Here is a 22,344-nt window from a genome sequence, read left to right as displayed (position 1 = left end):
CCAGCCGATCAGGGCTCGGCCAGGTATTGAGTATTCCAGGCCGCCAACGGCAGCGGCGGCTGTTGATCGAAGATGCGCCGCCAGATCAACGCCAAGTCATGGCCATTGAACATGCCGCCCACCCCCGCCTTCGGCCAAGAGGTCGGCGTATCCACGATCCATCGCCCTTGGCCATCACGGCGGGCCATGGCGAAGCGGAAGGTGTAGTTGCCCGGAATCCCCATGCGCAGGTCGGTGACCACCAACGCATCGCCAATCACGTCATAGCGCAGCCAGTCATCGGTGAACCAGCGCAGGCGATTGTGCAGGGGCGCGTCTGTGAGCGCCGTGGCCACGTTCAGATTGCGCGACAGGCGCTGCATCTCGGGCGGTGTGCGGTCGAAAATGCTGCTGATACCTTCGTAGTAATCACCATCCGGCGTCTTGGCCAGCACCCGCCACACCAGGCTGTTGAAGGCCATGGGCACAGCCCGCACGTCGCTCGCCACGACCCCTTGTTGGTCGAGGGCCGCGGCAAAGCGCTGCTCGGCGGTGATCCGGCCCGCCAGGCCAAAGCCCAGGTAGGCGCTGCTGAACAGCAGAGCCAGTGAGAGCACCCGCACCCCCCGTCCCTGCAACCCCTTGCAGGCGGCGTAGAACACCGCAGCCAGCAGTGGCACGGTATAGACCGGGTCGATGATGAACACCGCGGCCCAGCTCAGCGGAGTGAGCTGTAGTGGCCAGAACAACTGGGTACCGTAGACGGTGAATGAATCGAGGACCGGGTGCGTGACCAGCACGAGCCAGAAGGCGAGGAACAACCTCCCACGCGTGTAGCCCTTGTCGGGCCAGCGCCAGGCGACCAACCACGCCAGCATCAGGGCCAGACCGGTGAGCACGAAGAGGGAATGGGAGAAACCGCGGTGGTAGGTCATCTGCGACACCGGGTCGGCATAGCGGATGACCACATCGAGGTCCGGCACGGTACCCAGCAAGGCGCCGTACGCCAGCGAGCGACGGCCCTGTATTCGGCCGAGCACCGTGCCTTGGAGCGCGGCGCCGAGCACGGCTTGGGTCAGTGAGTCCAAGGTGAAACTCCTGATGAAGTGTTACCAGGAACCTACCGTTGTCCGCACCAATAACGCAAATCTAATGACGGCGATGTCCTGTAGGCACGGGGCCGCCTCGCGCCACAATCGCAGCCCCGCCATCGTTTCAGAACAACTGCCAGGTGTACACCAGCGTCACACGATTCTCATCGATATCGCTGCGATAGTTCGAACGCGCCATGGCGTTGCGCAGGCGAATGCCCAGCCCCTTGAACACGCCACTCTGCACGGCGTAGCCAAGGTCCAGATCGCGCTCGCGGTCCCTCCCCTCGTAGTCACGGCCTGTGTCGACGTTGTCGCCGGTGATGTAGCGTACGGTCGCGGTCAGTCCAGGAATGCCCATGGCCGCGAAATTGTAGTCGTAGCGCACCTGATAGGACCGCTCATCGGTGGAGGCGAACTCATAGGTCGGCACCTCGTTGCCCAAGGGCGACACATTGGCGAATACCCGTGGGAACGGGCTGTCGCCATAGATCCCCTGGTAGCCCACATGGAAGCTGTGTCCGCCACGCCGGGCCGTGAACAGCGAGAAAAACGCCTGGTTGTCGATGTTGCCCAGCAGTGCGTCGCCATCTTCGTGGGCCGTGAAGTAGCCCAGGTTGGCACTGAGCACCCAATCGCCCAGCGGCTTGCTGTGCTTGAGGCCAACGAAACCCTGCTCGTAGATGTCCTGGAGTTGGCCATACCACAGACTAACGCTGCTTTGATTGGCGTTGAACGCATAGTCACCGCCCGCGTAGTTGAAGGCGTCGCTTTGAGCCTGGCGCTGCGGCACATGGCCGAGCATGGCGTTCATCTTGCCATCACCGGCTTCGTTGCGCAGGTGACTCGAGCTCAGGTGCCCTGCTTGCACGGTCAAGCCATCGAGCTCGGCCGAACTCAGGCTCATACCTTGGTAGGTTGGCGGTAACAAGCGGATATCACTGAAGGTCAACACGGGCAGGTTGGGCTGCAGTTCGCCAACCCGCAGTTCGGTCTTCGACAGCCTGGCCTTGAAGGTTGGCGCCAGGCGGCTGTACTCATCGGCAGCCCGGCCATCACCCTGTACCGGCAGCAACCCGGTATTGACCCGGTCCGGGCTGCTGTCGAGCTTGATGCCCAGCAGGCCCAGGGCATCCACCCCGAAACCAACTGTACCCGGCGTGTAACCTGACTTGAAATCAAGAATGAAGCCCTGGGCCCACTCCTCAGCTTTCGATTGCTGGTTGGCACCGACAATGTCGGAAAAGTCACGACTGAAATAGTAGTTGCGGGCGCTAAGGGTGGCCTTGGCATCCTCGAAGAAACCGCCGTCGGCGGCAAGAAGCGGTTGGCTGAGCAAGGTCAGCCCCAGGGCGACGCAAGGGGTGTGGTTCATTCCGAAGCTCTCTTGATCTTGTTTTTATTGATGAAGCGTTGGGAACACGGGTTTGGCAGGTGACAAGGCTCCTTTCACGGGTTGCGGCGCAGGGCGCCAAGAACTTGCGGTCGTCGCCACCTGAGCAGCGCATGGGCCAGCAGGCCGAACAGCAGGCCCCAGAACGCGGCGGACAAGCCCAGGAAAGAAACGCCAGACGCAGTGACCAGAAAGGTGAACAGCCCCGCATCGCGCTCGACAGGCTCGGCCAGGCTGCGCGCCAAGGCCTCACTGATCGCGCCGTATAGGGCCAGGCCGGCGAGTGCGGCGATCAGGGCGGCGGGAAAGGCCGCGAACAGCGACATCAATGTGGCGCCGGCGATGCCCAGCAGCAGGTACAAGACACTGCCGCAGACCGCCGCCACGTAACGCCGACGGGGGTCTTCATGGGCTTCGTGGCCGGTGCATAGGCTGGCGGTGACGGCCGCCAGATTCAGGCCGTGGCAACCAAACGGCGCGAGCAACGCACCGCCCAACGCACTGGCACTGATCAGCGGGCTGGCGGGTGTCGAATAACCGGCCGTACGCAGCACCGCCATGCCGGGCATGAACTGACCGGTCAGGGCCACCAGCGCCATGGGCAGGGCCAGGCTGAAGACCGCCGGCAGGCTGAACTGCGGCGTGATCCATTGCGGCGTCGCCAGTTGCAGCACCAGCGCCTCGCTGCGAAATGCGCCACTGGCCACGGTAACGGCAGCGCCAACGCACAGCACCGCCGCCACCGCGTAGCGCGGCTGTACCCTGCGCATCAGCAGGTAGGCGACGAACATCGCCAGCACCAGCACAGGTTGTGTGGGCAAGGCGCGGAACACCTCGGTACCGAAGCTGAACAGGATGCCCGCCTGCATGCCGGCTGCAATGGAGCCTGGCAAGTGGGCGATGATGCGGTCGAACGCCCCGCTGATACCGATCAGCAGCAGGAACAGATTGGCCACCAGGTAGGCGCCGACGGCTTGTTCGATGCCCAGTTGCGGCAAGGCAGTGACCAACAGCGCCGACCCCGGGATAGACCAGGCGATCACCACCGGTACCCGGTAACGCAAACTCAGCACTCCACCCAGTACGGCGCTGCCCATGGACACCGCCCAGACCCAGGACGACAGCAGCCCATGGGACAGAGTGGCAGCCTCGGCAGCGTGGAAGATGATGACCAGCGGGCCGGCGTAGGAAATCAGGGTAGCGATGCAGCCGGCAACGATGGCCGACATCGAACAATCTTTGAACAGGTCTTTCATTGGACCTCTCGTAAGACTACTGGCCGGGTTGTGTTGCCGGCTCTTGTTGTCGTGTCGCTTGCTTCGCGGGTAATCCCACGCCTACAGGTCCTGTGCAGTACCCGTAGGAGCGGGTTCACCCGCGAGCAACTCGCCTCGCTGGATCAGCCCTGCTGCAGAGCGCGTGGGCGCCCGCTGCGCTGTTCGGCGTCGTTGTCCGTCGCCTTTTGCAGCTGGAAATCGAACTTCAGTTCGGCATGGCGCCCTTCGGCACTTTCGTGGAACACCACTTCACCGACCAACCCATCGCGTGTCGCATAGGCAAAGTCGTCCCACAGGTACTTGTCGCCCGCCAGGTTGATCTGGGTGGTCAGATGACGGTGCCCCGGCGCCGAAATGAAGAAGTGGATATGCGCGGGGCGCTGGCCATGGCGACCGAGCAGGTCGAGGCACTCCTGGGTCGGCCCCTGTGGGTCGCAGCCGTACCCGGACGGCACGATGGAGCGTGCGCGGTAGCGGCCTTCGGCATCGGTGATGATGCGGCGACGCAGGTTGTACGCCGACTGGCTCTGGTCGAAGAACGAATAGGTGCCCTTGGTGTTCGCGTGCCACAGATCAACGGTGGCGCCTGGCAGCGGCTGGCCTTGTGGATCGAGTACCTGGCCTTCCAGGAACATCACAGTGGCTACGCCCTCCTCGCTGCCATCGTCCATGCGCACCTCGCCTTGGGCAATCGGCGCGCCGGCCACGTACAGGGGCCCTTCGATGGTGCGGGGAGTGCCGCCGAGCAAGCCGGCTTCTGCATCCTTGGCGTCCTGCAGCAGGTCGAGGAAGTGCTCGATACCTAGGCCCGCCACCAGCAGCCCGGCCTCACCGCGACCGCCCAGGCGGTTGAGGTAGTCGACGGCCAACCAGAACTCGTCGTCGGTGATGTCCAGGTCTTCGATCAGGCGTGCGGTGTCGTGCAGCAGCCGCTGGATAATGCGCTTCAGGCGCGGGCTGCCGTCATCATTGCCAAAGCCTGCGGCCTCTTCGAAGAACTTCTGGATCTCGGCAGTGTGGGAAATTTTCACGGTCATGATGGTGTACCTCGTGTTGTTCTTGTGCGGTTGCGCGAATCAGCGGTCGTCGCTGTGGATCGACGAGGGGTGACGGCACAGGCCATCGACCTCGATGTCCATGTAGGGGAACAGCGGCAGTTGCATCAGGGTGTCGTGCAGCGCCTCGACGCTGGGCACGTCGAACACGCTGTAATTGGCGTAGTGCCCGGCGATGCGCCACAGGTGGCGCCAGGTGCCCTCGTGCTGCAAGCGCTGGGCAAGCTCCTTTTCGTCGGCCTTTAGTTGCGCGGCCTTGGCCGGGTCCATGTCGACCGGCAACTTCACGGTCATCTTCACGTGGAACAACATAGGGATCTCCTTGCTTCTGGCTTAGCGGGTAAATCGTTAGGGGCGATGTCATCCCCGTGGCGTCTGCTTCGCGGCTAGAACCACGCCTACGGGGTTATGCGTGTTTCTTCCGTAACCGCTTCAGCGGCGGGCGAAGCGCGCCAGGCGTTGTTCGTCCAGGCTCAGGCCCAGGCCGGGGGCACGCGGTACGTGGAGCTGGAAGTCGTGGTACTGAGGCGGTTCGTTGACGATTTCCTCAGTCAGCAGCAGCGGGCCGAACAATTCGGTGCCCCAGGTCAGCTGGCGCAGGGTGAGGAAGGCGTGGGCCGAAGCCAGGGTGCCGATCGAGCCTTCGAGCATGGTCCCGCCGTAGAGGGCGATACCCGCAGCTTCGGCGATCTGCGCGGTGCGCAGCACGGCCCGGGGGCCGCCGTTCTTGGCGATTTTCAGGGCGAAGACGCTGGCGGCACCGTCGGCGGCAAGGCTGAAGGCGTCCTCGACGCTTTCGATGGACTCATCGGCCATGATCGGCGCCGGGCTGCGCTGGTTGAGACGGACCTGCCCGCGGCGGTTGATGCGTGAAATCGGCTGCTCGATCAGGTCGATGCCGCTATCGCCCAATACCTGGCAAGCACGCAGGGCCTGGGACTCGTCCCAGTACTGGTTGACATCCACCCGCACGCTGGCGCGCTCGCCCAGCTCACGCTTGATCGCGACCACGTGCTTGAGGTCCTGCTCCAGCGGGTTGGCGCCGATCTTGAGCTTGAAGACCCGGTGACGGCGCACCTGGAGCATGTGCTCGGCCTCGGCAATATCGCGGGCGGTGTCGCCGCTGGCCAGGGTCCAAGCCACCTCCAGGCTGTCGCGCACGCGCCCGCCAAGCAGCTCGCTCACCGGCACGCCTAGCCGCTTGCCCTGGGCATCGAGCAAGGCGCTCTCGATGCCGGACTTGGCGAAGGTGTTGCCCTTGGCCATTTTGTCGAGCTTGAGCATGGCGCTATTGATGTTGTCCGCTGGCAGGCCGATCAGCGCTGGCGCAAGGTGCGCGTCGATGTTGGCCTTGATACCCTCCGGGCTTTCGTAGCCATATGCCAGCCCACCGATGGTGGTGGCTTCGCCGATGCCTTCCACGCCATCGCTGCAGCGCAGGCGCAATACCACCAGGGTTTGATGCTGCATGGTGTGCATGGCCAACTTGTGCGGGCGAATGGTCGGCAGGTCGACGATGATCGCCTCCAGCCGTTCGATAATCGGGCTTGTCATGCAAGGCCTCCGGTTCAGTGAGTTGAAGATCAGGCCTGCGCCGGCGCGGCTATACCGTCGCGCCGGCCGCTGGCCAGGTGCACCGCCATGGCCAGCGCGGCAACCGCGCCGGGGATGGCGAATGCGATGAAGTTGAGTTGCAGCGGCAGGTTGATACCCATCAGCGCACCGCCCAGCAGTGGGCCGACAATGGCCCCGTTACGGCCAATCCCTGAGGCCCAGCCCAGACCGGTGGAGCGCACTGAGAGCCCGTACAGTTGCGCGGCACCGGCATACAGCAGGATTTGCGTACCGATGGTGGTGGCGCCGGCGATGAAGATCAGCAGGTACAGCACCGGCATGGGGCTGTTGACACCGAGCAGGCTGATCGACACGGCGGCGGCGATGAAGAAGGCGACCTTGACCTTGACCAGGTTGAAGCGGTCGCCCAGCCAGCCGCCCAGAATCGCACCGGCCATGCCGCCGAAGTTCAGGGCCAACAGGAACGACAAACTCGAACCCAGGCTGTAGCCGGCGTTGGCCATTAGTTTGGGCAGCCATGAGCTCAGCGCGTAGACCATCAACAGGCAGCAGAAGAACGCCAGCCACAACGCCAGGGTCCGCACGGCCAGGCCGTCGCGGAACAACGCGACTACCGAGGCCCCCTTGCCGTTGCGGTCATGGGCCTGCAACACGTCGTCAGGTTGCACGTCGCAGCTTGGATCGAGGCGTTTGAGCAGTGCGCGGGCTTGTTCGGTACGTCCTTTGCGCACCAGAAAGCCGATGGATTCCGGCAGGTAGTGGAGAATCACCGGCAACAGCAGCAAAGGCACGGCGGCGGCGAAGAACATCGACGCCCAGCCCAGGCGTGGCAACACGAAGATACCAACGCCGGCCGACAGCATGCCGCCCAGTGAGTAGCCGCTGAACATGATCGCTACCAGTGTGCTGCGCAGCCGCTTGGGGGCGTATTCATTCATGAGCGCCACGGCATTGGGCATCAAGCCGCCACAACCGAGCCCGGCGAAGAAGCGATAGATGCCGAACTCGCTGGGGCTGCTGGCAAAGCCGTTGAGGATGGTGGCCGTGGAAAACAAGGCGAAGCAGATGGCGATGCCCTTCTTGCGCCCGATGCGGTCCGCCAGGCTGCCGAACACCAAGGCACCGAACATCATGCCGAACAGCGCGTAGCTGCCCAGCGCCCCGGCCTGCAGTGGGGTCAGGCCCCACTCTTTCATGATGACCGGCAAGACCACGCCGTAAATGAACAGGTCATAGCCGTCGAAGATCAGCAGCAGGCCGCACCAGGCCATGACCATCCAGTGGAACGGGGTAAAACGGGCATTATCGATGATCGGTTGAACATCAAGGGTTCGCATGGCATCTGTCTCTGTTGTTTTTGTTGTGGAAGAAAACCTTGCCTGGGGCGGCCGTCAGCCGAGGTCACCGCCCCCCACCGGCAGGGTGACGCCGGTGATGTAAGAGGCCTCGTCGCAGGCCAGGAACAAGATCGCGCCGACTTGCTCGTCGATGCTGCCGTAGCGCTTCATCAGGCTGCTGTCGAGGGTCTGGTCGACGATCTGCTGGTACCAGACTTTCTCCTGCTCGCTCTGCTCGGCGCTGTTGCGCGGTACGCGGCGCGGCGGTGCTTCGGTGCCGCCGGGAGCGGTGGCATTGACCCGGATGCCACGGCCAGCGGTCTCGAAGGCCAGGCACGCCGTCAGCGCATTCACACCGCCCTTGGCCGCGCCGTAAGGCACACGGTTGACGCCACGGGTGGCGATGGACGAAACGTTGACGATGGCGCCGCTGGCGCGTTCGAGCATGTACGGCAGTGCGGCGTGGCAGCACCACAGGGTGGGGAACAGCGAGCGGCGCACTTCGGCCTCGATCTGCTCCACTTCGTAGTGCTCGAACGGCTTGGCCCAGATGGTGCCGCCGACGTTGTTGATGAGAATGTCGAGGCGGCCGAAGGTCTCGACCGCAGACGCCATGACACGGGCGCAGTCGCTGTACTGCTCGAGGTCGGCGGTCAGCGTCAGCATGCCCTCCCCGGCCAGCTCGTGGACCAGTTCGGAGCGGTCTACCGCGACCACTTGCGCGCCTTCGGCCTTGAGCCGCCAGCACACGCCACGGCCGATGCCTTGGGCGGCACCGGTGACCAGGGCGACTTTGCCTTGGAATCGATTGTTCATTGTTCCATTCCTCAACCTGCGATCAGGCGCTCGACACACCCTGTAGGCGCCGGCTTGCCGGCGATCGAAGGCGGAGCCAACGCCGTGCCCTACAGGACGTGCCAATCGAATAAAAGGGGGCCGCCTTCACCCGCACGATGCAGGCAGCCCCATGAAAACTCAGGCAGCCGCCGCGAACTTCTCGTAGAAGAAGTTGGCCGGTGTGATGCCCTGCTCGCGGATGTACTGGCTAACCGCCTCGACCATCGGGGGCGGCCCGCACAGGTACACGTCCACGTCACCGTCGTTGAGGTGGCGCGGCTCGATGTGTTGGGTGACGTAACCTTTGCGTGGGTATTGGCTTTGCGGGTTGGCCACACAGGCGCTGAAGGTGAAGTTGGGGATGCGTGCAGCCAAGGCCTGCAGGCGGTCCAGCTCGACCAGGTCGAAATCGTTGGTGACTCCGTAGATCAGGTGCAGCGGGTGCGCGCTGCCCTGTTCAGCGATTCTCTCCAGCATCGCGGTGAACGGCGCAAGGCCGGTGCCCCCTGCCAGCAGCAACAGCGGGCGCTGGATCGGCCGCAAGTAGAAGCTGCCCAGCGGGCCAGTGAGGCTCATGCTATCGCCGGCCTTGGCCAGGCCACAGAGGAAGCTGCTCATCAAGCCGCCCGGGACGTTGCGGATCAGGAAGCTGACTTCGCCATCCTTTTGCAGCGAGCTGAAGGAGTAGGCACGGCTCTGGTCGCTGCCGGGCACCTTGAGGTTGACGTACTGCCCTGGCAGGAACGCCAGGCGGCTCAGGGACTCGCCCTTGATCGACAAGGCAATGGTGCTTTCCGACAGCTGACGCACATCGCTGATGGCCGCCTCGAAACTGGCCTGTTCGGTCTTGCAGACTTGCGAGGACGCCGGAATACGCACGACACAGTCGCTTTCGGCGCGCATCTGGCAGGTCAGCACATACCCTTCGGCGATTTCGTCCTCGCTCAGGGCATCGTCGATGAAGTTGTCGCCCAGGTCGTATTGCCCGGATTCAGCCTTGCACTTGCAAGTACCGCAGGCGCCGTCGCGGCAGTCCAGCGGAATGTTGATGCCCTGACGGTAGGCGGCGTCGGCGACGGTCTCATGGCCGCTGGCCTCGATGAAACGGGTGACGCCATCTTCGAAATTCAGTGCGATCTGGAAGCTCATGTTGCACCTCGCGGGCGAGCCTGGCCGCGGCGCGCCGTGTGGCACGCCGAACGGCGCTCGCGTTACTGCGGATCAGATGTGGTAGATGTCGATGACCTGACGCACGTAGTCGTTCTTCAGGACCACCTTCTTGGCCTTGATCAGCGGTTGCTCGCCGCGCAGGTCCAAGGTGTAGAAGCTGGTACCGAAGTAACTGTCGGTGGTCTTGTAGCGAAAGCTCAGGGTGTGCCAGTTGAAGCGCACCTGACAGCTGCCCTCGCCTTGCTCGACGATCTCGATGTTGCTGATGTTGTGCGAGGTGCGGGTGTCCGGCACAGTCGCGCTGGAACGCTCGGTCTTGATCCGGAACACCCGGTCCTCCAGACCGCCACGGTTGCCGTACCAGATCAGCGAGATCTCGCTTTGTGGGTCTTCGGTCAGGGTGTCGTCGTCATCCCAGGAGGGCATCCAGAACGTTACATCGGCTGCGTACAGCTCCAGCCAAAGGTCCCACTGGGCATCGTCCAGGTAGCGCGCTTCGCGGTAAAGGAAGTCGCGCACGGTGTCATGCAGGCTCATTGCACGGCCTCCACTGGGATCAGTCGCTGTTCCTGCTCAAGGGCCTTGAGCATGGTTTCCTGCCAGTACTTGTGCTGCAGCACGAACAGGCCTTCATCCTCGGTGCGCACACCCGACAACAACGGCTTGAGCTCAATTTCGCGGGCTGCGTCGTCGGCGCCTTCGACCCAATGCTCAGCGCCGCGGGACATGTCGTTCCAGCCAGTGCCTCCGCCATAGCCGGTCTGGCAGGAACGGAACTCCTCCAGATCGTCCGGCGTGGCCATGCCGCTGACGTTGAAGAAGTCTTCGTACTGGCGGATACGCTTGGCGCGGGCGTCCGCGCTCTCGCCCTTGGGGGCGATGCAGTAGATGGTGATTTCGGTCTTGTTCACCGAGATCGGCCGGGCGATACGGATCTGCGAGCTGAACTGGTCCATCAGGTAGACGTTCGGGTACAGGCAGAGGTTGCGCGAGTTCTCGATCATCCAGTCGGCGCGTGCCTGGCCGAAGTCGGCAGCCAGTTGCTCGCGGCGCTCATAGGCTGGGCGGTCTTCGGGGTTGGCCCAGCGGGTCCACAGCAGCAGGTGGCCGTGGTCGAAGGAGTAGAAGCCACCGCCCTGCTTGGCCCAGGAGCCTGCGCTCATGGTCTTGATTTCTTCGCCGCTCTCGCGCTGCTTGCGCTGGTTCTGAGTGGCGGCGTAGTTCCAGTGCACGGAACTGACGTGGTAACCATCGGCACCGTTTTCGGCAGTGAGCTTCCAGTTGCCTTCGTAGATATAGGAGCTTGCGCCACGCAGCACTTCCAGGCCTTCAGGCGACTGGTCGACGATCATGTCGATGATCTTGGCCGACTCGCCCAGGTGCTCGACCAGCGGTTTGACATCGGCATTGAGGCTGCCGAACAGGAAGCCACGGTACGACTCGAAGCGCGCCACCTTGGTCAGGTCGTGGGAGCCATCGCAATTGAAGCTGTCGGGGTAGCCAGCGTTGCTCGGATCCTTGACCTTGAGCAGCTTGCCGCTGTTGTTGAAGGTCCAGCCGTGGAACGGGCAGGTATAGCTGGAGCGGTTGCCGCGCTTGTGCCGGCAGAGCATGGCGCCGCGGTGGCTGCAGGCGTTGAGGAAGGCATTGAGCTCCCCGTCTTTGTTGCGCGCGATGAAGATCGGCTGACGCCCCATGGTCAGGGTGAGGAAATCGTTCTTCTCGGGGATCTGGCTTTCATGTGCCAGGTAGATCCAGTTGCCCTCGAAGATGTGCTTCATCTCCAGGTCGAACAGGCGCGGGTCGGTGAACATTTCACGCTTGCACCGGTAGACGCCTTTTTCACGGTCGTCCTCGAGCATGGCATTGAGGTAGTCGAATCCCAGGGACATGGCCAGGGTCTCCATTGTTATTGGTAAGGCCATGTCAGGTTAGGGATTCGGGGGATGAGGGACTATCCGGATTGTGCAGAGTGCTATCCATCTGCTCGCACTTTAGGCACTTGCTCAGCAGTATGATTAAATGGCAGTGCTTCGAACAACTGGCGATTTAAGAACGCCGTTCCTTCTGACAGTTTTCGATCAACCCATTGCTGAATTTTCAATATCTCCTTTCTTGTCTCGCGAGCTGCTTTAGCTTCAAGGGGGTAACCTTCACTTTCAAAATACTTTTCAGCCAGATTGTACCGATTGTACCTGCCATGGAGCACGAACGAAGCATCTTCTAATTGTTGTACATCCTTCGGCTTCCAGGATCGATTTCTTTCAACGTGTTTTATCCTGTCCCTGAGATGAGGGTGTTTATCAGATAGTCCCTTCTTCACGCTTAGGGTTTTTAATGCTGGAGCTCTTGGACCGAATGTATAATACGCAGTCGAGCGGAGCCCCCACCGCTTGGGGAACACGCCGTCCCAAAAGAAGCCACTGGTCGGCCAACCAGCATGACCACTCGGATCAACTTTATTGACAGGATCATTAGTACAGTAACAGTACGCATTGAGCCCCCCATCACCGAACGGACTCAAGCTGTCGGGAGCATTGAAGCGCAGAAGCCTCGAACTATATCCACGATAACCGTCCCCCAACAAATAGTTCCCAGTGATTGGCTCTTTCCGCTGACCGGTGAATTGCAACATTGATGCACCTTCCTTATGGCTATCCCACCCATACGCTGTGTACTCAATCGACGTTGAGGAATTCTGGATATACCTTCGTAGAACTGAACCTTGCATATCCGTTGCGTAAAAACCCACCTGTCCATCATCAAGTTGCATCAGCGCAAGCCCAGCGCCGCGCAAAATAGCTGAGGCCCCAGTCCCAGGATATTTGATCACCGAAAGGCCTTCACGAGAGTAGAAACAGAGCTGCATTTGCGACGTCGACATGGTGGCCACCGTTACCAAGAATGAAACGAAATGGTGGCTTGGGGCTTGCCCCAATCGCAACTGTTAGAAATATCAGGCAACCGAGCCAGATGCCTTACGCGCGCCGCTTGAACGTCTGCGAAGGCTGCTCGCCAAATTGCTTCCGATAAACGTCAGAGAACCGCCCCAAGTGCAGGAATCCGTAATCCAGGGCCAACTCCGTCACACTGCGCACACCACAAGTCGGGTCGCTCAGGCATGCATGCACCCGTTCCAGCTTGCGCTGACGCACGTAATGCTTGGGCGTAGTACCCAGATGCTTGTCAAACAAGGTATACAGCGAGCGCAAGCTCATGCAAGCCTGCTCTGCCAGCACCTCAGCCGACAGCTCCAGTTTCAGGTTGCGCTCGATATAGTCAAGAATGCGCTCAAGACCGGCCTGCGGCGCACTAAGACTTTCGCGGCGGATGTTGGTGCTCATCAGAGTCAGCAGCTTGCTGGCGACAATCTGGCTGTAATGGCTCTGCACTCTGGGTAGCGAATCGCTCACTTCCGCTTCATGGCAAACCATTGCCATCAGGTTCACGAAGCCGTCCAGCTCTTCGAGCCGGTAATGGTTTCGCAGGAAGCGCACGCCGCCGTCAGGGCGCTGCCAGCGCTGCTCTGCGCAAATCGAATCGAGCAGATGGGTCGGTACCTTGAGGATGAACTTCTCGCAGTCTTCCGAATATGTCAGGTCGACCGGATCGTCCGGGTTGATCAATAACAACTCGCCCGGCACCAGGTGGTGCTCGCGCTGGTGCCCGCGCCACAGGCAATTGCCGTTGAGCAGGACTTGCAGGTGGTAGATGGTTTCCAGCGCTGGCGAGGTGACGCGCACACTGCCGCCATAGCTGATGCGACACAGGTCGAGCTCGGCGAACTTGCGGTGGCTGAGGCTGGCTTGGGGATGAGTGGTGCGGGACAGGCCGATGCAATGGTGGCCCACGTGCTGGTTGACGTAATCGGACACGGCATAAGGGTCGGCGTGATGGAACACGCTACTGCGCTCGCTCAGCAGGCGGCTTTCCATAGGCAAGGCACTCGGTCTCGTTATTGTTCTGGTCGCCGCGTCCTACTGGCCTGGGGCCTGTGGTTGCGGTCGTTCACGATCATTCTATCGGGCCTGAGGCGCGTCCACTGGGGCAGGCGACGTTCGGCGGATCGCCACACACTAAGCAAAAAGGCGGGTGAGTGGCAATCTGAGGCCCGGATTGGGCGTGCGGATAGCGAACGGCTGGAGGGAGAGCTTGGTGCGATTATCGAACATTCTGCTTGGCGTTGACGTCCGGATCGCTGGCAAGGCAATGACTACAGGGGCAGTGCAGACGTTGGGGCTCATTGCACGGGGAGGAAGTTCATCAGCAGCAGGCTCTGGGCGTAGTTGAGGCCGATGCGTCGGTATCGCTCGTCGAGCAGTTCAGCCAGCAGGTCCAGCCTCGCGACGATCTTGCCGAACTCGACGGCGAAACTCAGGTTGCTGCCCTCTTCCGAGATCTCGTTGGAGAACAGCAGCAATACACCATTGGCATCTTGTCGTTGGCTGAGCATCCAGGTGGCTTTTTCGATGTTGCGGGCGGCGTTGTTGATGAACAAGGGGTCGATGGTGTCGGTCATGTAAAACGCCGTGCGCCCACCGTGTGCGGTGATGAGCATGCTGCCGATGGCATAGATGAAAGCCCCGACGCGATCACCGCGAAATTCCGGGCTCAGGGCATAGCTCAAGGCGGCCAGATCACGCCTGTTGCCCAGTTGGGCCAGGGGTTGGCGCTGCTCGATCGCGTGGCGTATCTGCCGTTCGGCGGTGGCGGCGTCGAGGTAGCCGGACAATTTCACCTGGTTGGGGTTACGCAGGTAGAGCTTGTTCATCAGCAGGTACAGGCTTTGAAGGTTGTCGCGCATGGACAGCGTGGCCAAGCGGTCGACGCTGGTCTGGAACAGCTCGCTGGGTTTGCCGTCTCCGAGCTGGCTGACGATATCGCGGCCCTGTTGCTGGGTGCAGGCGCCGAGCGACATCAAGGTTCCTGCCAGCAGCAGTCGTCTTAGGAATTGGGTTTTGCGTACAACCATTGGCACCGGGTCGAAGTCGGCGGCCACGCAGGGGATCGGCGGGGCCTGGCCAAGCATAGAACCCAGAAACGAGAAAAAGTGCGATACGCGGCTTCACGAGACCGGAGCGAGGGAACCCCGGAGCGAAGCGTAGGGGCCGGATGATAGGAGCCAGACTTTTTTGGTTACTTTTTGGGGCGTCTGCCAAAAAGTGACCCGCTGTAAGAGCGGAAAGGTGACTGAGCGTCACCTTGGCAAATGGATATGCTCACGCATCCAGAAACCAAAACTTCAAACTTCAAACTTCAAACTTCAAAGCACAGATTTAAGGGCGGCATTCAGATAGCGTGAATATCCATTCGCCATGGAGGCGCTCACTCACCTTTTCGCCTTTACGGCGACCTACTTTTGCTCTTGGGCAAAAGTAGGCAAAAACCGCTGGCTCCTATCATCCGGCCCCTACGCTTCGCTCCGGGGTTCCCTCGCTACGGGCTTGCTCCCGGGAGGACCGCGCTGAACGGCCCCTCCTGGGCCGCAGCGCTTGACGGGCATCCATGCCCGTCACCTCCCTCCGCAAGCCCTACGCTCGGCCTACTGACGTCGCAATTTGCAGCGTCTGGAATATCGCGCATGAAAAGCAAAAGCGGAGCATGAAATACCAAACCCGAAAAATAACAACAGCTAAATCCAACATTAAAACTATAAATTCGAGGCAAACTTTCTTTTGCTTCGCTTTGCTCTTGCTTCTAGCGCGCGGTAGTTCAGGCGCCACCTGATGCGACTTCAGGAGGCCGAGCGCAGGGCTTGCGCAGGGAGGTGACGGGCATGGATGCCCGTCAAGCGCTGCGGCCCAGGAGGGGCCGTTCAGCGCGGTCCTCCCGGAGCAAGTCCGGAGCGAGGGAACCCCGGAGCGAAGCGTAGGGGCCGGATGATAGGAGCCAGACTTTTTTGGTTACTTTTTGGGGCGTCTGCCAAAAAGTGACCCGCTGTAAGAGCGGAAAGGTGATTGAGCGTCGCCTTGGCAAATGGATATGCTCATAAATCTAAATACCAAAACCTCAAACTTCAATACTTCAAAGCGAATACTTGGCGCTGGCATTCAAATAGCGTGAATATCCATTCGCCATGGAGGCGCTCATTCACCTTTTCGCCTTTACGGCGACCTACTTTTGCTCTTGGGCAAAAGTAGGCAAAAACCGCTGGCTCCTATCATCCGGCCCCTACGCTTCGCTCCGGGGTTCCCTCGCTACGGGCTTGCTCCCGGGAGGACCGCGCTGAACGGCCCCTCCTGGGCCGCAGCGCTTGACGGGCATCCATGCCCGTCACCTCCCTCCGCAAGCCCTACGCTCGGCCTACTGACGTCGCAATTTGCAGCGTCTGGAATATCGCGCATTAAAAGCAAAAGCGGAGCATGAAATACCAAACCCGAAAAACAACAACAGCTAAATCCAACATTAAAACTATAAATTCGAGGCAAACTTTCTTTTGCTTCGCTTTGCTCTTGCTTCTGGCGCGCGGTAGTTCAGGCGCCACCTGATGCGACTTCAGGAGGCCGAGCGCAGGGCTTGCGCAGGGAGGTGACGGGCATGGATGCCCGTCAAGCGCTGCGGCCCAGGAGGGGCCGTTCAGCGCGGTCCTCCCGGAGCAAGGCCGGAGCGAGGGAACCCCGGAGCGCAGCGTAGGGGCCGGATGATAGGAGCCAGACTTTTTTGGTTACTTTTTGGGGCGTCTGCCAAAAAGTGACCCGCTGTAAGAGCGGAAAGGTGATTGAGCGTCGCCTTGGCAAATGGATATGTTCATAAACCCAAACACCAAAGCGTCAAACCTAAAACCGAATACGTAGCACAAAAACTCACGGCACTATAAAGCAACACCAGCTCAGAGCCCAGATCACCGCACGGATTGAATATCGAAGTTTCCGCTCATTTATATTTACATCGCGTACCGCAACATCTCCAGCACCTGTGCATGCAACTTAGGATCACCACATGCAACCACACACCCACCATGCTGCGCAGAACTTCCATCCCACGCCGTAATCACCCCACCCGCCCCTTCGATGATCGGCATCAGCGCCTGCACGTCATAAGGCTGCAGACTCGCCTCGACAATCACATCGACAAACCCCGAAGCCAACATGCAGTACGCATAGCAATCGCCGCCATAACGCATCAACCGCGCCTTGCCAGCAACGGCTTCGAAGGCCGCCTTGCGTGCGGGTGTGTCGAACATATCCGGCGTGGTGCACATCAAAGTGGCAGACGCCAAGTCAGAACAGGCCCGAGTTTTAAGCAGCGTCTTGTTACCCCAGGCCCCCTCAGGCGTACCCACGAACCGCTCGCCGGTAAAAGGTTGGTTCATCACACCCACCACCGGACGCGATCCATCGTTCAACGCGATCAAGGTACCCCACAGCGGCAAGCCGGTGATGAACGCGCGAGTGCCGTCAATCGGGTCCAGAACCCAGTGCAACGGGCTGCTGCCCAGCGCCGTGCCAAGCTCCTCACCGAGAATGCCATGCTCAGGGTAACGAGCTTGAATAAGTTCGCGCATCGCATCCTCAGCCGCTTTGTCGGCCACGGTCACCGGATCGTACAAGCGCCCTCCCTTGTCCTCGACATCCAGGCTGGCGCGAAAGTACGGCTTGATCGCCAAGGCAGCTGCGTCAGCCAACTGCTCGGCAAAGGCACGGAATTCGCCAATCTGTTCAACGCTCAGGGACATGGGATAGGCCTCGTGGAAATGATGGGGCTCGCATCATACCTGACATAGCGCTTGGCGGTGGAGCGAGCACCCGCGAAGTGTCCGACTGCATTCCCGACCCACCTGTTATTTCTAACAGTTGTTGGACAAGAGCCAATCGCTCAACGTGAGCGTGTCTTGAAACAGGAGAATCGTGAGCATGAACACCAATGAAGGTGCGGGCTACCTCGACAAATCGTATGGCAATCAGGGAGAAGCAAGCGTACCGCCCCTGCCCCCCAAGAACCCAGATAAAGAAACGCTTCAAGTTTACCCATACACCAGCGCTGACGATGGCAGCATGGTCTTTTACGGCTACGACACTGATGATGTCACAACGAGAGAAAAAGGTGTATTTACCCGCCTTGGTGCTGACGGCCAATGGGATGAAGCAACCGGCCATGTTGAAGTTTCCAAAAAGCAGAGTTCGCCACTTCCCTACGAGGTTTTCAACTTCAATGCAATGACCTTTGCAAAATACAAAAATGAAGAACGCTACCTGACAGCCTCGACTGTGATTTACGCCGGCGACACGGACAAAGCTGTCGTACATGTAGCAGTGGGAGCCTACGATAGAACATTCTCTCCGGTCGCCGGATTTGGTGATGATGGCATCGCCCTTCCATCTCCGCCCTTCAAAAAAGAAAACACGTTACTGCCCGAGGCCCTTGTTAAAACCCTCGGGTATAACGAATTTCAAAAGGCCGTTGACTATAGATACAAGCCAAAACTTGCACTTATCGATGACCGCATCATCACCGTTTTCCCTGGCTCGGTGGCAACGTGGGAGGCGCAGGATGACGACCTCTGGTGTGCGCTGCTGGATGCTGCAACAGGAGCACCAGTGCCCGGCCTGGGCGAGGATGGGAAGTCCAGTCAGTTGAAACTGCCAAGAATCAATGGGCAAGCGCTGGTTCCCTACCATGTGGCATTCATGGCCGACGGTGGTTTCGTTGTGGTTGGGCAAGCCGATGGGGCCATCCACCTTCAGCGTTATCAACCGAACGCTCTGCCAGATACGTCCTTTGGAGTACAAGGGTCCATCAAAATACCGGACAGTGGCAACGCCAACCGAGCAGGCCTTGCCATCCACAAAGACGTGATAGTGGCTAGCGTTTCCGTTTGGCCAAGCATCACGACCAGCACGCACTTGCACGGCTACACCGTGCAGGGCGAACCAATTGCCCAGTTCACCCGTGAAGTCAGGGGGGACCTTGAAGGTGGGCAAGTTTTCGACCATCTGCAATTCGACACGCAAGGAAGGTTGCTGCTGGCCGGAACTCGAACCTATCGAAGTGGTGACGATCCAGAGGCACAATCCAGCCTTCACGTAGCAAGACTCAACGTCGATGGAACAGTCGATAATGACTTCGGAAAAAACGGCTTTTCGGAACTTAACGTTTATCATGCAGCCGCCAATGGCATCCACGTCGACGAGAGCGGAGTTCGTATACTGACATTGATGCCAATCACCATAGGCGCGTTCTACGAGAAGGTGGCGAAGTTTCAAGTCTGAATAAAGTTAGTGCACCTCCGCTACGGGGGACGGCACCACGTCAAAACGGCCCGCCCCCGACACGACCGAATCAAAGCCATCGTTGCGCACGAGGTCTAGACTGAACGAACAAGCACGGCATCAACGACCAGAAAACTACACAGGCATGAACCGGGGGGCTGCCACACGTGGAGGTGTGAGATGAGCCAGTTCAAGCGTTTGTTCGTCATGCTCGGCCCACAAATGCGCCACACGCCCGCCCTGCAGCGCGCCGCCGCGCTGGCAGAATCCAGCGGTGCGCTGTTGGATATCAATGTCTTCGTCGACGACGTCGACACCTTTGGTCTGATGAGCGATGGCCGCGAACGTGAGCGCCTGCTCAGCGACAACCGGCAATGGCTGGCCGACGAAGCTGAACAACTGACCAACTCAGGCCTGGATGTCTCCACCGAGTTACTGCTGACCCGCGACCCACTGGCCAGCGCCCTCGAACAAGTCGAGCGCCTTGGTTGCGACCTGCTGATCAAGGACGTGCAACACGAACCCGTGCTCAAGCGCCTGCTGGTGACGCCGCTGGACTGGCAACTGCTCAAGGACAGTCCGGTGGCCGTGCACCTGGTCAGCGATATCCGCCTACCCCTGCCGCGGCAGGTCGCCGCGGCGGTCGACCTCAACAGCCATGGCGCCGGCGAGCACCTCGACGAGCAGGTCATCCGCAGTGCCCACGCCCTGGCGCTGCAATGCAATGCCGAGCTGCACCTGCTGCATGTGTGCGATGCGACCAAGACCCACATTGCTGACTTCGGCGCAGGCACCGTGACCATGCCAGGCTTCGATGGCAGCGTGCGCACCGCGCAACGCGCAGCATTCAACCGCTTGGGTGACCACCACGAAATCCCCCTCGAACGCCGGCATTTTCTGGAAGGCCCGGCGATTCGCGCCATCGCTGAGTTCGTCAACCACAGCCGGGCGGACGTGATCGTCATGGGCAGCCACCGGCACGACGCCATGCAAACGTTCCTGGGCGGCACCACGGCGCACGTGCTGGAACATCCGTTGTGCAACGTGCTCGCGATCAAGGCCACCCGCTGAGCTGACCGTCCACCGCAGCACGCACCCGTGCTGCGGTGGACTAGGACCTGGCACGCGCGCTCCACTTAAAAAGAATGCATTTGATAATGATTCGTAGTAATTTGCGACACTTATCCCCCTTAACCTCCAGCGCCCCTCTCCAGGATCGTACCGTCGATGCGTCGCACGTTCGTTTCGCTTTGTGTGCTTCATGCTGTCTCTGCGCAGGCTTGGGCTGAGCCCGACCCCCAGAGTGAACCCGTCCAGATCGAGCTTCAGGCTCTGAGCATTACCAGTTCCGCCGACAGTGAGCGCGCGGACGGCCCGGTCACCGGCTACAAGGCCACCCGCTCGGCCAGCGCCACCCGTACCGACACTGCCCTGCACGAAACCCCACAATCGGTCAGCGTGGTGCCCAAGGATGTGCTGACGGACACCGGCGCCACCCGCCTGCAGGACGGCCTGGACTATGCCGGTGGTGTCGGCCGTGCCAACAACTTCGGCGGTCAGGGCCTGACCACCTTCACCGTGCGTGGCTTCACGACCGGCGAGTTCTACCGCAACGGTTTCCCGATCAACCGCGGCTACCCGAACGCCCCCGATGCCAACACCGTCGAGCGTCTGGAAGTGATCCGGGGCCCGGCGACCAGCCTGTATGGCCGTGGCGATCCTGGCGGCACCTTCAATGTGGTCAGCAAGCAGCCGCTGCCGGAGTCGAACGTCACCCTGGGTAGCCAGCTCGATGACCAGGGCATGCAGCGGGCAACCTTGGATGCCACTGGCCCGTTGACCCAGGACGGCAACCTCGCCTACCGGCTCAACGTGCTCGGCGAAGGCGGCGACAGCTTCCGCGACAATGTCGAAAGCGAACGCTACAGCGTCGCACCCGTGCTCAGCTGGCAGGTCAACGACGCGACCAAGATCGTCTTCGAAGGCGACTTCATGCGTAACAACCACCCGCTGGACCGTGGCCTGACCCGCCTGCCCAACCAGCTTGGGTCGGCCTCGCGTGACACCAACGTGTGGGGCAAAGGCAGCGACAACATGCTGCACAACGACAACAACATGGCACAGCTGCGCTTCGAGCATGCGCTCAACGAGGACTGGACCCTGGGCGGCGGCACGCAGTGGCTGGACGGCTCGCTCAAGGGCAATGCCATCGAAGCCAACGGTCTGCAGGCCGACGGTCGTACCTTGGGACGCAACTTCAACTACCGCCACCTGGAGTGGCGAGACCGCGATTACCAACTCAACCTGACCGGGCACTTCGACACCGCTGGTTTCAGCCATACCTTGCTGACCGGCATCGAGTACGAAGACTACGTTTACAACTCGATCATCCTGCGCTCGGCCGGTGGCAAAACCGACTATCCGATCGACCTGTTCGACCCGGTCTACGACCAGTCCCGCCCTGCCCTGACCCGCACCACGACCCATGACAAGGAAAACCTCAAGACCTGGGCGTTCTTCATCCAGGACCAGGTTGCCCTGACCGAGCGCCTGAAAGCCCTGGCCGGCGTGCGCTTCGAGCGCTTCGAGCATGACTACGTCAACAAGCTCAACAAGGCAGGCGATTTCGACAAGGGTGAGAATGGCGTCACGCCTCGTTTCGGCCTGCTGTACGACCTGACCGATACCGTCGCGGTGTATGCCAACACTGCCCGCTCGTTCAAGCCCAACAGCGGTGCCCCTGCAGGCGGCTCAGGCCGTGGTTTCGACCCCGAGAAAGGCAAGTCGTACGAACTGGGCGTGAAATGGGAAGCGCTCGATCGTCAGCTGAGCGTCGACGCGGCGATCTACCACATCGTCAAGGAAAACGTCCTGGCCAACGACCCGAACGACCCCACCGGCACCTACAAGATTGCAGCCGGCGAAGTGCGTAGCCGTGGCCTGGACATCAACATCGCGGGCAACATCACCCCTGAGTGGCGAGTGATTGGCGGCTATGCGTATGTGGATGCCGAGGTGACCAAGGACACCAGCCTGCCCACTGGTACACGGCTGGCGAATATTCCGCGCAACAGCTTCAGCCTGCTGAACACCTATGAGTTCCAGGATGGACTGGCCAAGGGGCTGGGGCTTGGGGTTGGGGTGAAGTACGTGGACGACCGTCAAGGCCAGACCGCCGCCACGACCTACACCATGGAGCAGTACACCGTGGTCGATCTGCTCAGCTTCTATCAGGTCAATGAACACGTGCGCTTGAACCTGGACCTGAAGAATGTCTTCGACAAAGGCTACGACGAAGGCGCGTTCAACAACTACGTCTACCCAGGCGAACCGCGCACAGTGCAGGCCGGGGTTTCGTACACCTTCTGAAGTGTGATCGTCGGATCGGGCATCCAGCGCCTACTTTTGTAGGCGCCGGCTT

Annotated in this window: 18 protein-coding genes; 3 read left to right on the top strand and 15 right to left on the bottom strand. The window is 60.7% G+C overall.

Annotated features, from left to right (window positions below):
• Positions 1-8: 8 nt before the first annotated feature.
• The 15 genes from P3R38_RS12135 to hisN all read right to left on the bottom strand — a co-directional run bounded on the left by P3R38_RS12135 (position 9) and on the right by hisN (position 17,389).
• On the bottom strand, positions 9-1,067 hold the full coding sequence (locus P3R38_RS12135) for a metal-dependent hydrolase (RefSeq protein WP_104881790.1): 1,059 nt from the start codon (positions 1,065-1,067) through the stop codon (positions 9-11).
• Between the two features lie 127 nt (positions 1,068-1,194).
• Entirely contained in the window at positions 1,195-2,445 is a 1,251-nt protein-coding gene (locus tag P3R38_RS12130) for an OprD family porin (protein ID WP_023380508.1), read from the bottom strand.
• A gap of 74 nt (positions 2,446-2,519) precedes the next feature.
• Complete coding sequence (locus P3R38_RS12125; protein WP_104881792.1) at positions 2,520-3,719, bottom strand: benzoate/H(+) symporter BenE family transporter; 1,200 nt, start codon at positions 3,717-3,719, stop codon at positions 2,520-2,522.
• 143 nt (positions 3,720-3,862) lie between these two features.
• Positions 3,863-4,777 (bottom strand): catechol 1,2-dioxygenase, encoded by a 915-nt coding sequence (gene catA, locus P3R38_RS12120; protein ID WP_027906990.1) that lies wholly within the window; start codon positions 4,775-4,777, stop codon positions 3,863-3,865.
• 39 nt (positions 4,778-4,816) lie between these two features.
• Complete coding sequence (catC, locus tag P3R38_RS12115; protein ID WP_023380505.1) at positions 4,817-5,107, bottom strand: muconolactone Delta-isomerase; 291 nt, start codon at positions 5,105-5,107, stop codon at positions 4,817-4,819.
• A gap of 120 nt (positions 5,108-5,227) precedes the next feature.
• On the bottom strand, positions 5,228-6,349 hold the full coding sequence (locus tag P3R38_RS12110) for a muconate cycloisomerase family protein (protein WP_023380504.1): 1,122 nt from the start codon (positions 6,347-6,349) through the stop codon (positions 5,228-5,230).
• Between the two features lie 29 nt (positions 6,350-6,378).
• Positions 6,379-7,707 (bottom strand): MFS transporter, encoded by a 1,329-nt coding sequence (locus P3R38_RS12105; protein ID WP_104881793.1) that lies wholly within the window; start codon positions 7,705-7,707, stop codon positions 6,379-6,381.
• A 54-nt stretch (positions 7,708-7,761) separates the two neighbouring features.
• Positions 7,762-8,523: a 1,6-dihydroxycyclohexa-2,4-diene-1-carboxylate dehydrogenase gene (locus P3R38_RS12100; RefSeq protein ID WP_104881794.1), complete on the bottom strand. Its 762-nt coding sequence runs from the start codon at positions 8,521-8,523 to the stop codon at positions 7,762-7,764.
• Between the two features lie 159 nt (positions 8,524-8,682).
• Positions 8,683-9,693, bottom strand: a complete 1,011-nt coding sequence (gene benC / locus P3R38_RS12095; protein ID WP_023380501.1) for a benzoate 1,2-dioxygenase electron transfer component BenC — start codon at positions 9,691-9,693, stop codon at positions 8,683-8,685.
• Between the two features lie 72 nt (positions 9,694-9,765).
• The gene (benB, locus tag P3R38_RS12090; protein ID WP_023380500.1) at positions 9,766-10,251 is read right to left on the bottom strand and encodes a benzoate 1,2-dioxygenase small subunit; all 486 of its coding nucleotides are present in this window, start codon (positions 10,249-10,251) and stop codon (positions 9,766-9,768) included.
• Positions 10,248-11,606, bottom strand: a complete 1,359-nt coding sequence (benA, locus tag P3R38_RS12085) for a benzoate 1,2-dioxygenase large subunit (protein WP_023380499.1) — start codon at positions 11,604-11,606, stop codon at positions 10,248-10,250. Before benA ends, benB begins: the two co-directional genes overlap by 4 nt.
• Before the next feature lie 83 nt (positions 11,607-11,689).
• Positions 11,690-12,598 carry an RHS repeat-associated core domain-containing protein gene (locus P3R38_RS12080; RefSeq protein ID WP_277687180.1) on the bottom strand — a complete coding sequence of 303 codons (909 nt, stop codon included), beginning with the start codon at positions 12,596-12,598 and terminating at the stop codon, positions 11,690-11,692.
• 94 nt (positions 12,599-12,692) lie between these two features.
• Positions 12,693-13,649, bottom strand: coding sequence for a benABC operon transcriptional activator BenR (gene benR / locus P3R38_RS12075; RefSeq protein ID WP_277687179.1), 957 nt, complete (start codon positions 13,647-13,649; stop codon positions 12,693-12,695).
• A gap of 305 nt (positions 13,650-13,954) precedes the next feature.
• Positions 13,955-14,686 carry a hypothetical protein gene (locus P3R38_RS12070; protein WP_027906992.1) on the bottom strand — a complete coding sequence of 244 codons (732 nt, stop codon included), beginning with the start codon at positions 14,684-14,686 and terminating at the stop codon, positions 13,955-13,957.
• A gap of 1,911 nt (positions 14,687-16,597) precedes the next feature.
• Positions 16,598-17,389 (bottom strand): histidinol-phosphatase, encoded by a 792-nt coding sequence (hisN, locus tag P3R38_RS12065; protein ID WP_186599136.1) that lies wholly within the window; start codon positions 17,387-17,389, stop codon positions 16,598-16,600.
• Between the two features lie 178 nt (positions 17,390-17,567).
• Here hisN and P3R38_RS12060 point away from each other — a divergent pair, with 178 nt between their 5' ends.
• The 3 genes from P3R38_RS12060 (at position 17,568) to P3R38_RS12050 (ending at position 22,292) form a co-directional block, all read left to right on the top strand.
• Positions 17,568-18,923 (top strand): delta-60 repeat domain-containing protein, encoded by a 1,356-nt coding sequence (locus P3R38_RS12060; RefSeq protein ID WP_277687178.1) that lies wholly within the window; start codon positions 17,568-17,570, stop codon positions 18,921-18,923.
• Positions 18,924-19,103: 180 nt separating this feature from the next.
• Positions 19,104-19,994: a universal stress protein gene (locus P3R38_RS12055; RefSeq protein ID WP_023380492.1), complete on the top strand. Its 891-nt coding sequence runs from the start codon at positions 19,104-19,106 to the stop codon at positions 19,992-19,994.
• Between the two features lie 156 nt (positions 19,995-20,150).
• Complete coding sequence (locus tag P3R38_RS12050; protein WP_277687177.1) at positions 20,151-22,292, top strand: TonB-dependent siderophore receptor; 2,142 nt, start codon at positions 20,151-20,153, stop codon at positions 22,290-22,292.
• Positions 22,293-22,344 lie beyond the last annotated feature (52 nt).

The sequence above is a fragment of the Pseudomonas sp. NyZ480 genome (genome assembly GCF_029537255.1).
Classification (GTDB): domain Bacteria; phylum Pseudomonadota; class Gammaproteobacteria; order Pseudomonadales; family Pseudomonadaceae; genus Aquipseudomonas; species Aquipseudomonas taiwanensis.
Note: the sequence above shows the minus strand (reverse complement) of the source record. Positions and strands in the feature narration are given on the sequence as shown.

What these genes read in the sequence shown, in the direction of transcription:
- P3R38_RS12130 (WP_023380508.1), bottom strand. Translation starts at nt 2,445, where the DNA reads ATGAACCACACCCCTTGCGTCGCCCTGGGGCTGACCTTGCTCAGCCAA.
- P3R38_RS12125 (WP_104881792.1), bottom strand. Translation starts at nt 3,719, where the DNA reads ATGAAAGACCTGTTCAAAGATTGTTCGATGTCGGCCATCGTTGCCGGC.
- catA (WP_027906990.1), bottom strand. Translation starts at nt 4,777, where the DNA reads ATGACCGTGAAAATTTCCCACACTGCCGAGATCCAGAAGTTCTTCGAA.
- catC (WP_023380505.1), bottom strand. Translation starts at nt 5,107, where the DNA reads ATGTTGTTCCACGTGAAGATGACCGTGAAGTTGCCGGTCGACATGGAC.
- P3R38_RS12110 (WP_023380504.1), bottom strand. Translation starts at nt 6,349, where the DNA reads ATGACAAGCCCGATTATCGAACGGCTGGAGGCGATCATCGTCGACCTG.
- P3R38_RS12105 (WP_104881793.1), bottom strand. Translation starts at nt 7,707, where the DNA reads ATGCGAACCCTTGATGTTCAACCGATCATCGATAATGCCCGTTTTACC.
- P3R38_RS12100 (WP_104881794.1), bottom strand. Translation starts at nt 8,523, where the DNA reads ATGAACAATCGATTCCAAGGCAAAGTCGCCCTGGTCACCGGTGCCGCC.
- benC (WP_023380501.1), bottom strand. Translation starts at nt 9,693, where the DNA reads ATGAGCTTCCAGATCGCACTGAATTTCGAAGATGGCGTCACCCGTTTC.
- benB (WP_023380500.1), bottom strand. Translation starts at nt 10,251, where the DNA reads ATGAGCCTGCATGACACCGTGCGCGACTTCCTTTACCGCGAAGCGCGC.
- benA (WP_023380499.1), bottom strand. Translation starts at nt 11,606, where the DNA reads ATGTCCCTGGGATTCGACTACCTCAATGCCATGCTCGAGGACGACCGT.
- P3R38_RS12080 (WP_277687180.1), bottom strand. Translation starts at nt 12,598, where the DNA reads ATGTCGACGTCGCAAATGCAGCTCTGTTTCTACTCTCGTGAAGGCCTT.
- benR (WP_277687179.1), bottom strand. Translation starts at nt 13,649, where the DNA reads ATGGAAAGCCGCCTGCTGAGCGAGCGCAGTAGCGTGTTCCATCACGCC.
- P3R38_RS12070 (WP_027906992.1), bottom strand. Translation starts at nt 14,686, where the DNA reads ATGGTTGTACGCAAAACCCAATTCCTAAGACGACTGCTGCTGGCAGGA.
- hisN (WP_186599136.1), bottom strand. Translation starts at nt 17,389, where the DNA reads ATGTCCCTGAGCGTTGAACAGATTGGCGAATTCCGTGCCTTTGCCGAG.
- P3R38_RS12060 (WP_277687178.1), top strand. Translation starts at nt 17,568, where the DNA reads ATGAACACCAATGAAGGTGCGGGCTACCTCGACAAATCGTATGGCAAT.
- P3R38_RS12055 (WP_023380492.1), top strand. Translation starts at nt 19,104, where the DNA reads ATGAGCCAGTTCAAGCGTTTGTTCGTCATGCTCGGCCCACAAATGCGC.
- P3R38_RS12050 (WP_277687177.1), top strand. Translation starts at nt 20,151, where the DNA reads ATGCGTCGCACGTTCGTTTCGCTTTGTGTGCTTCATGCTGTCTCTGCG.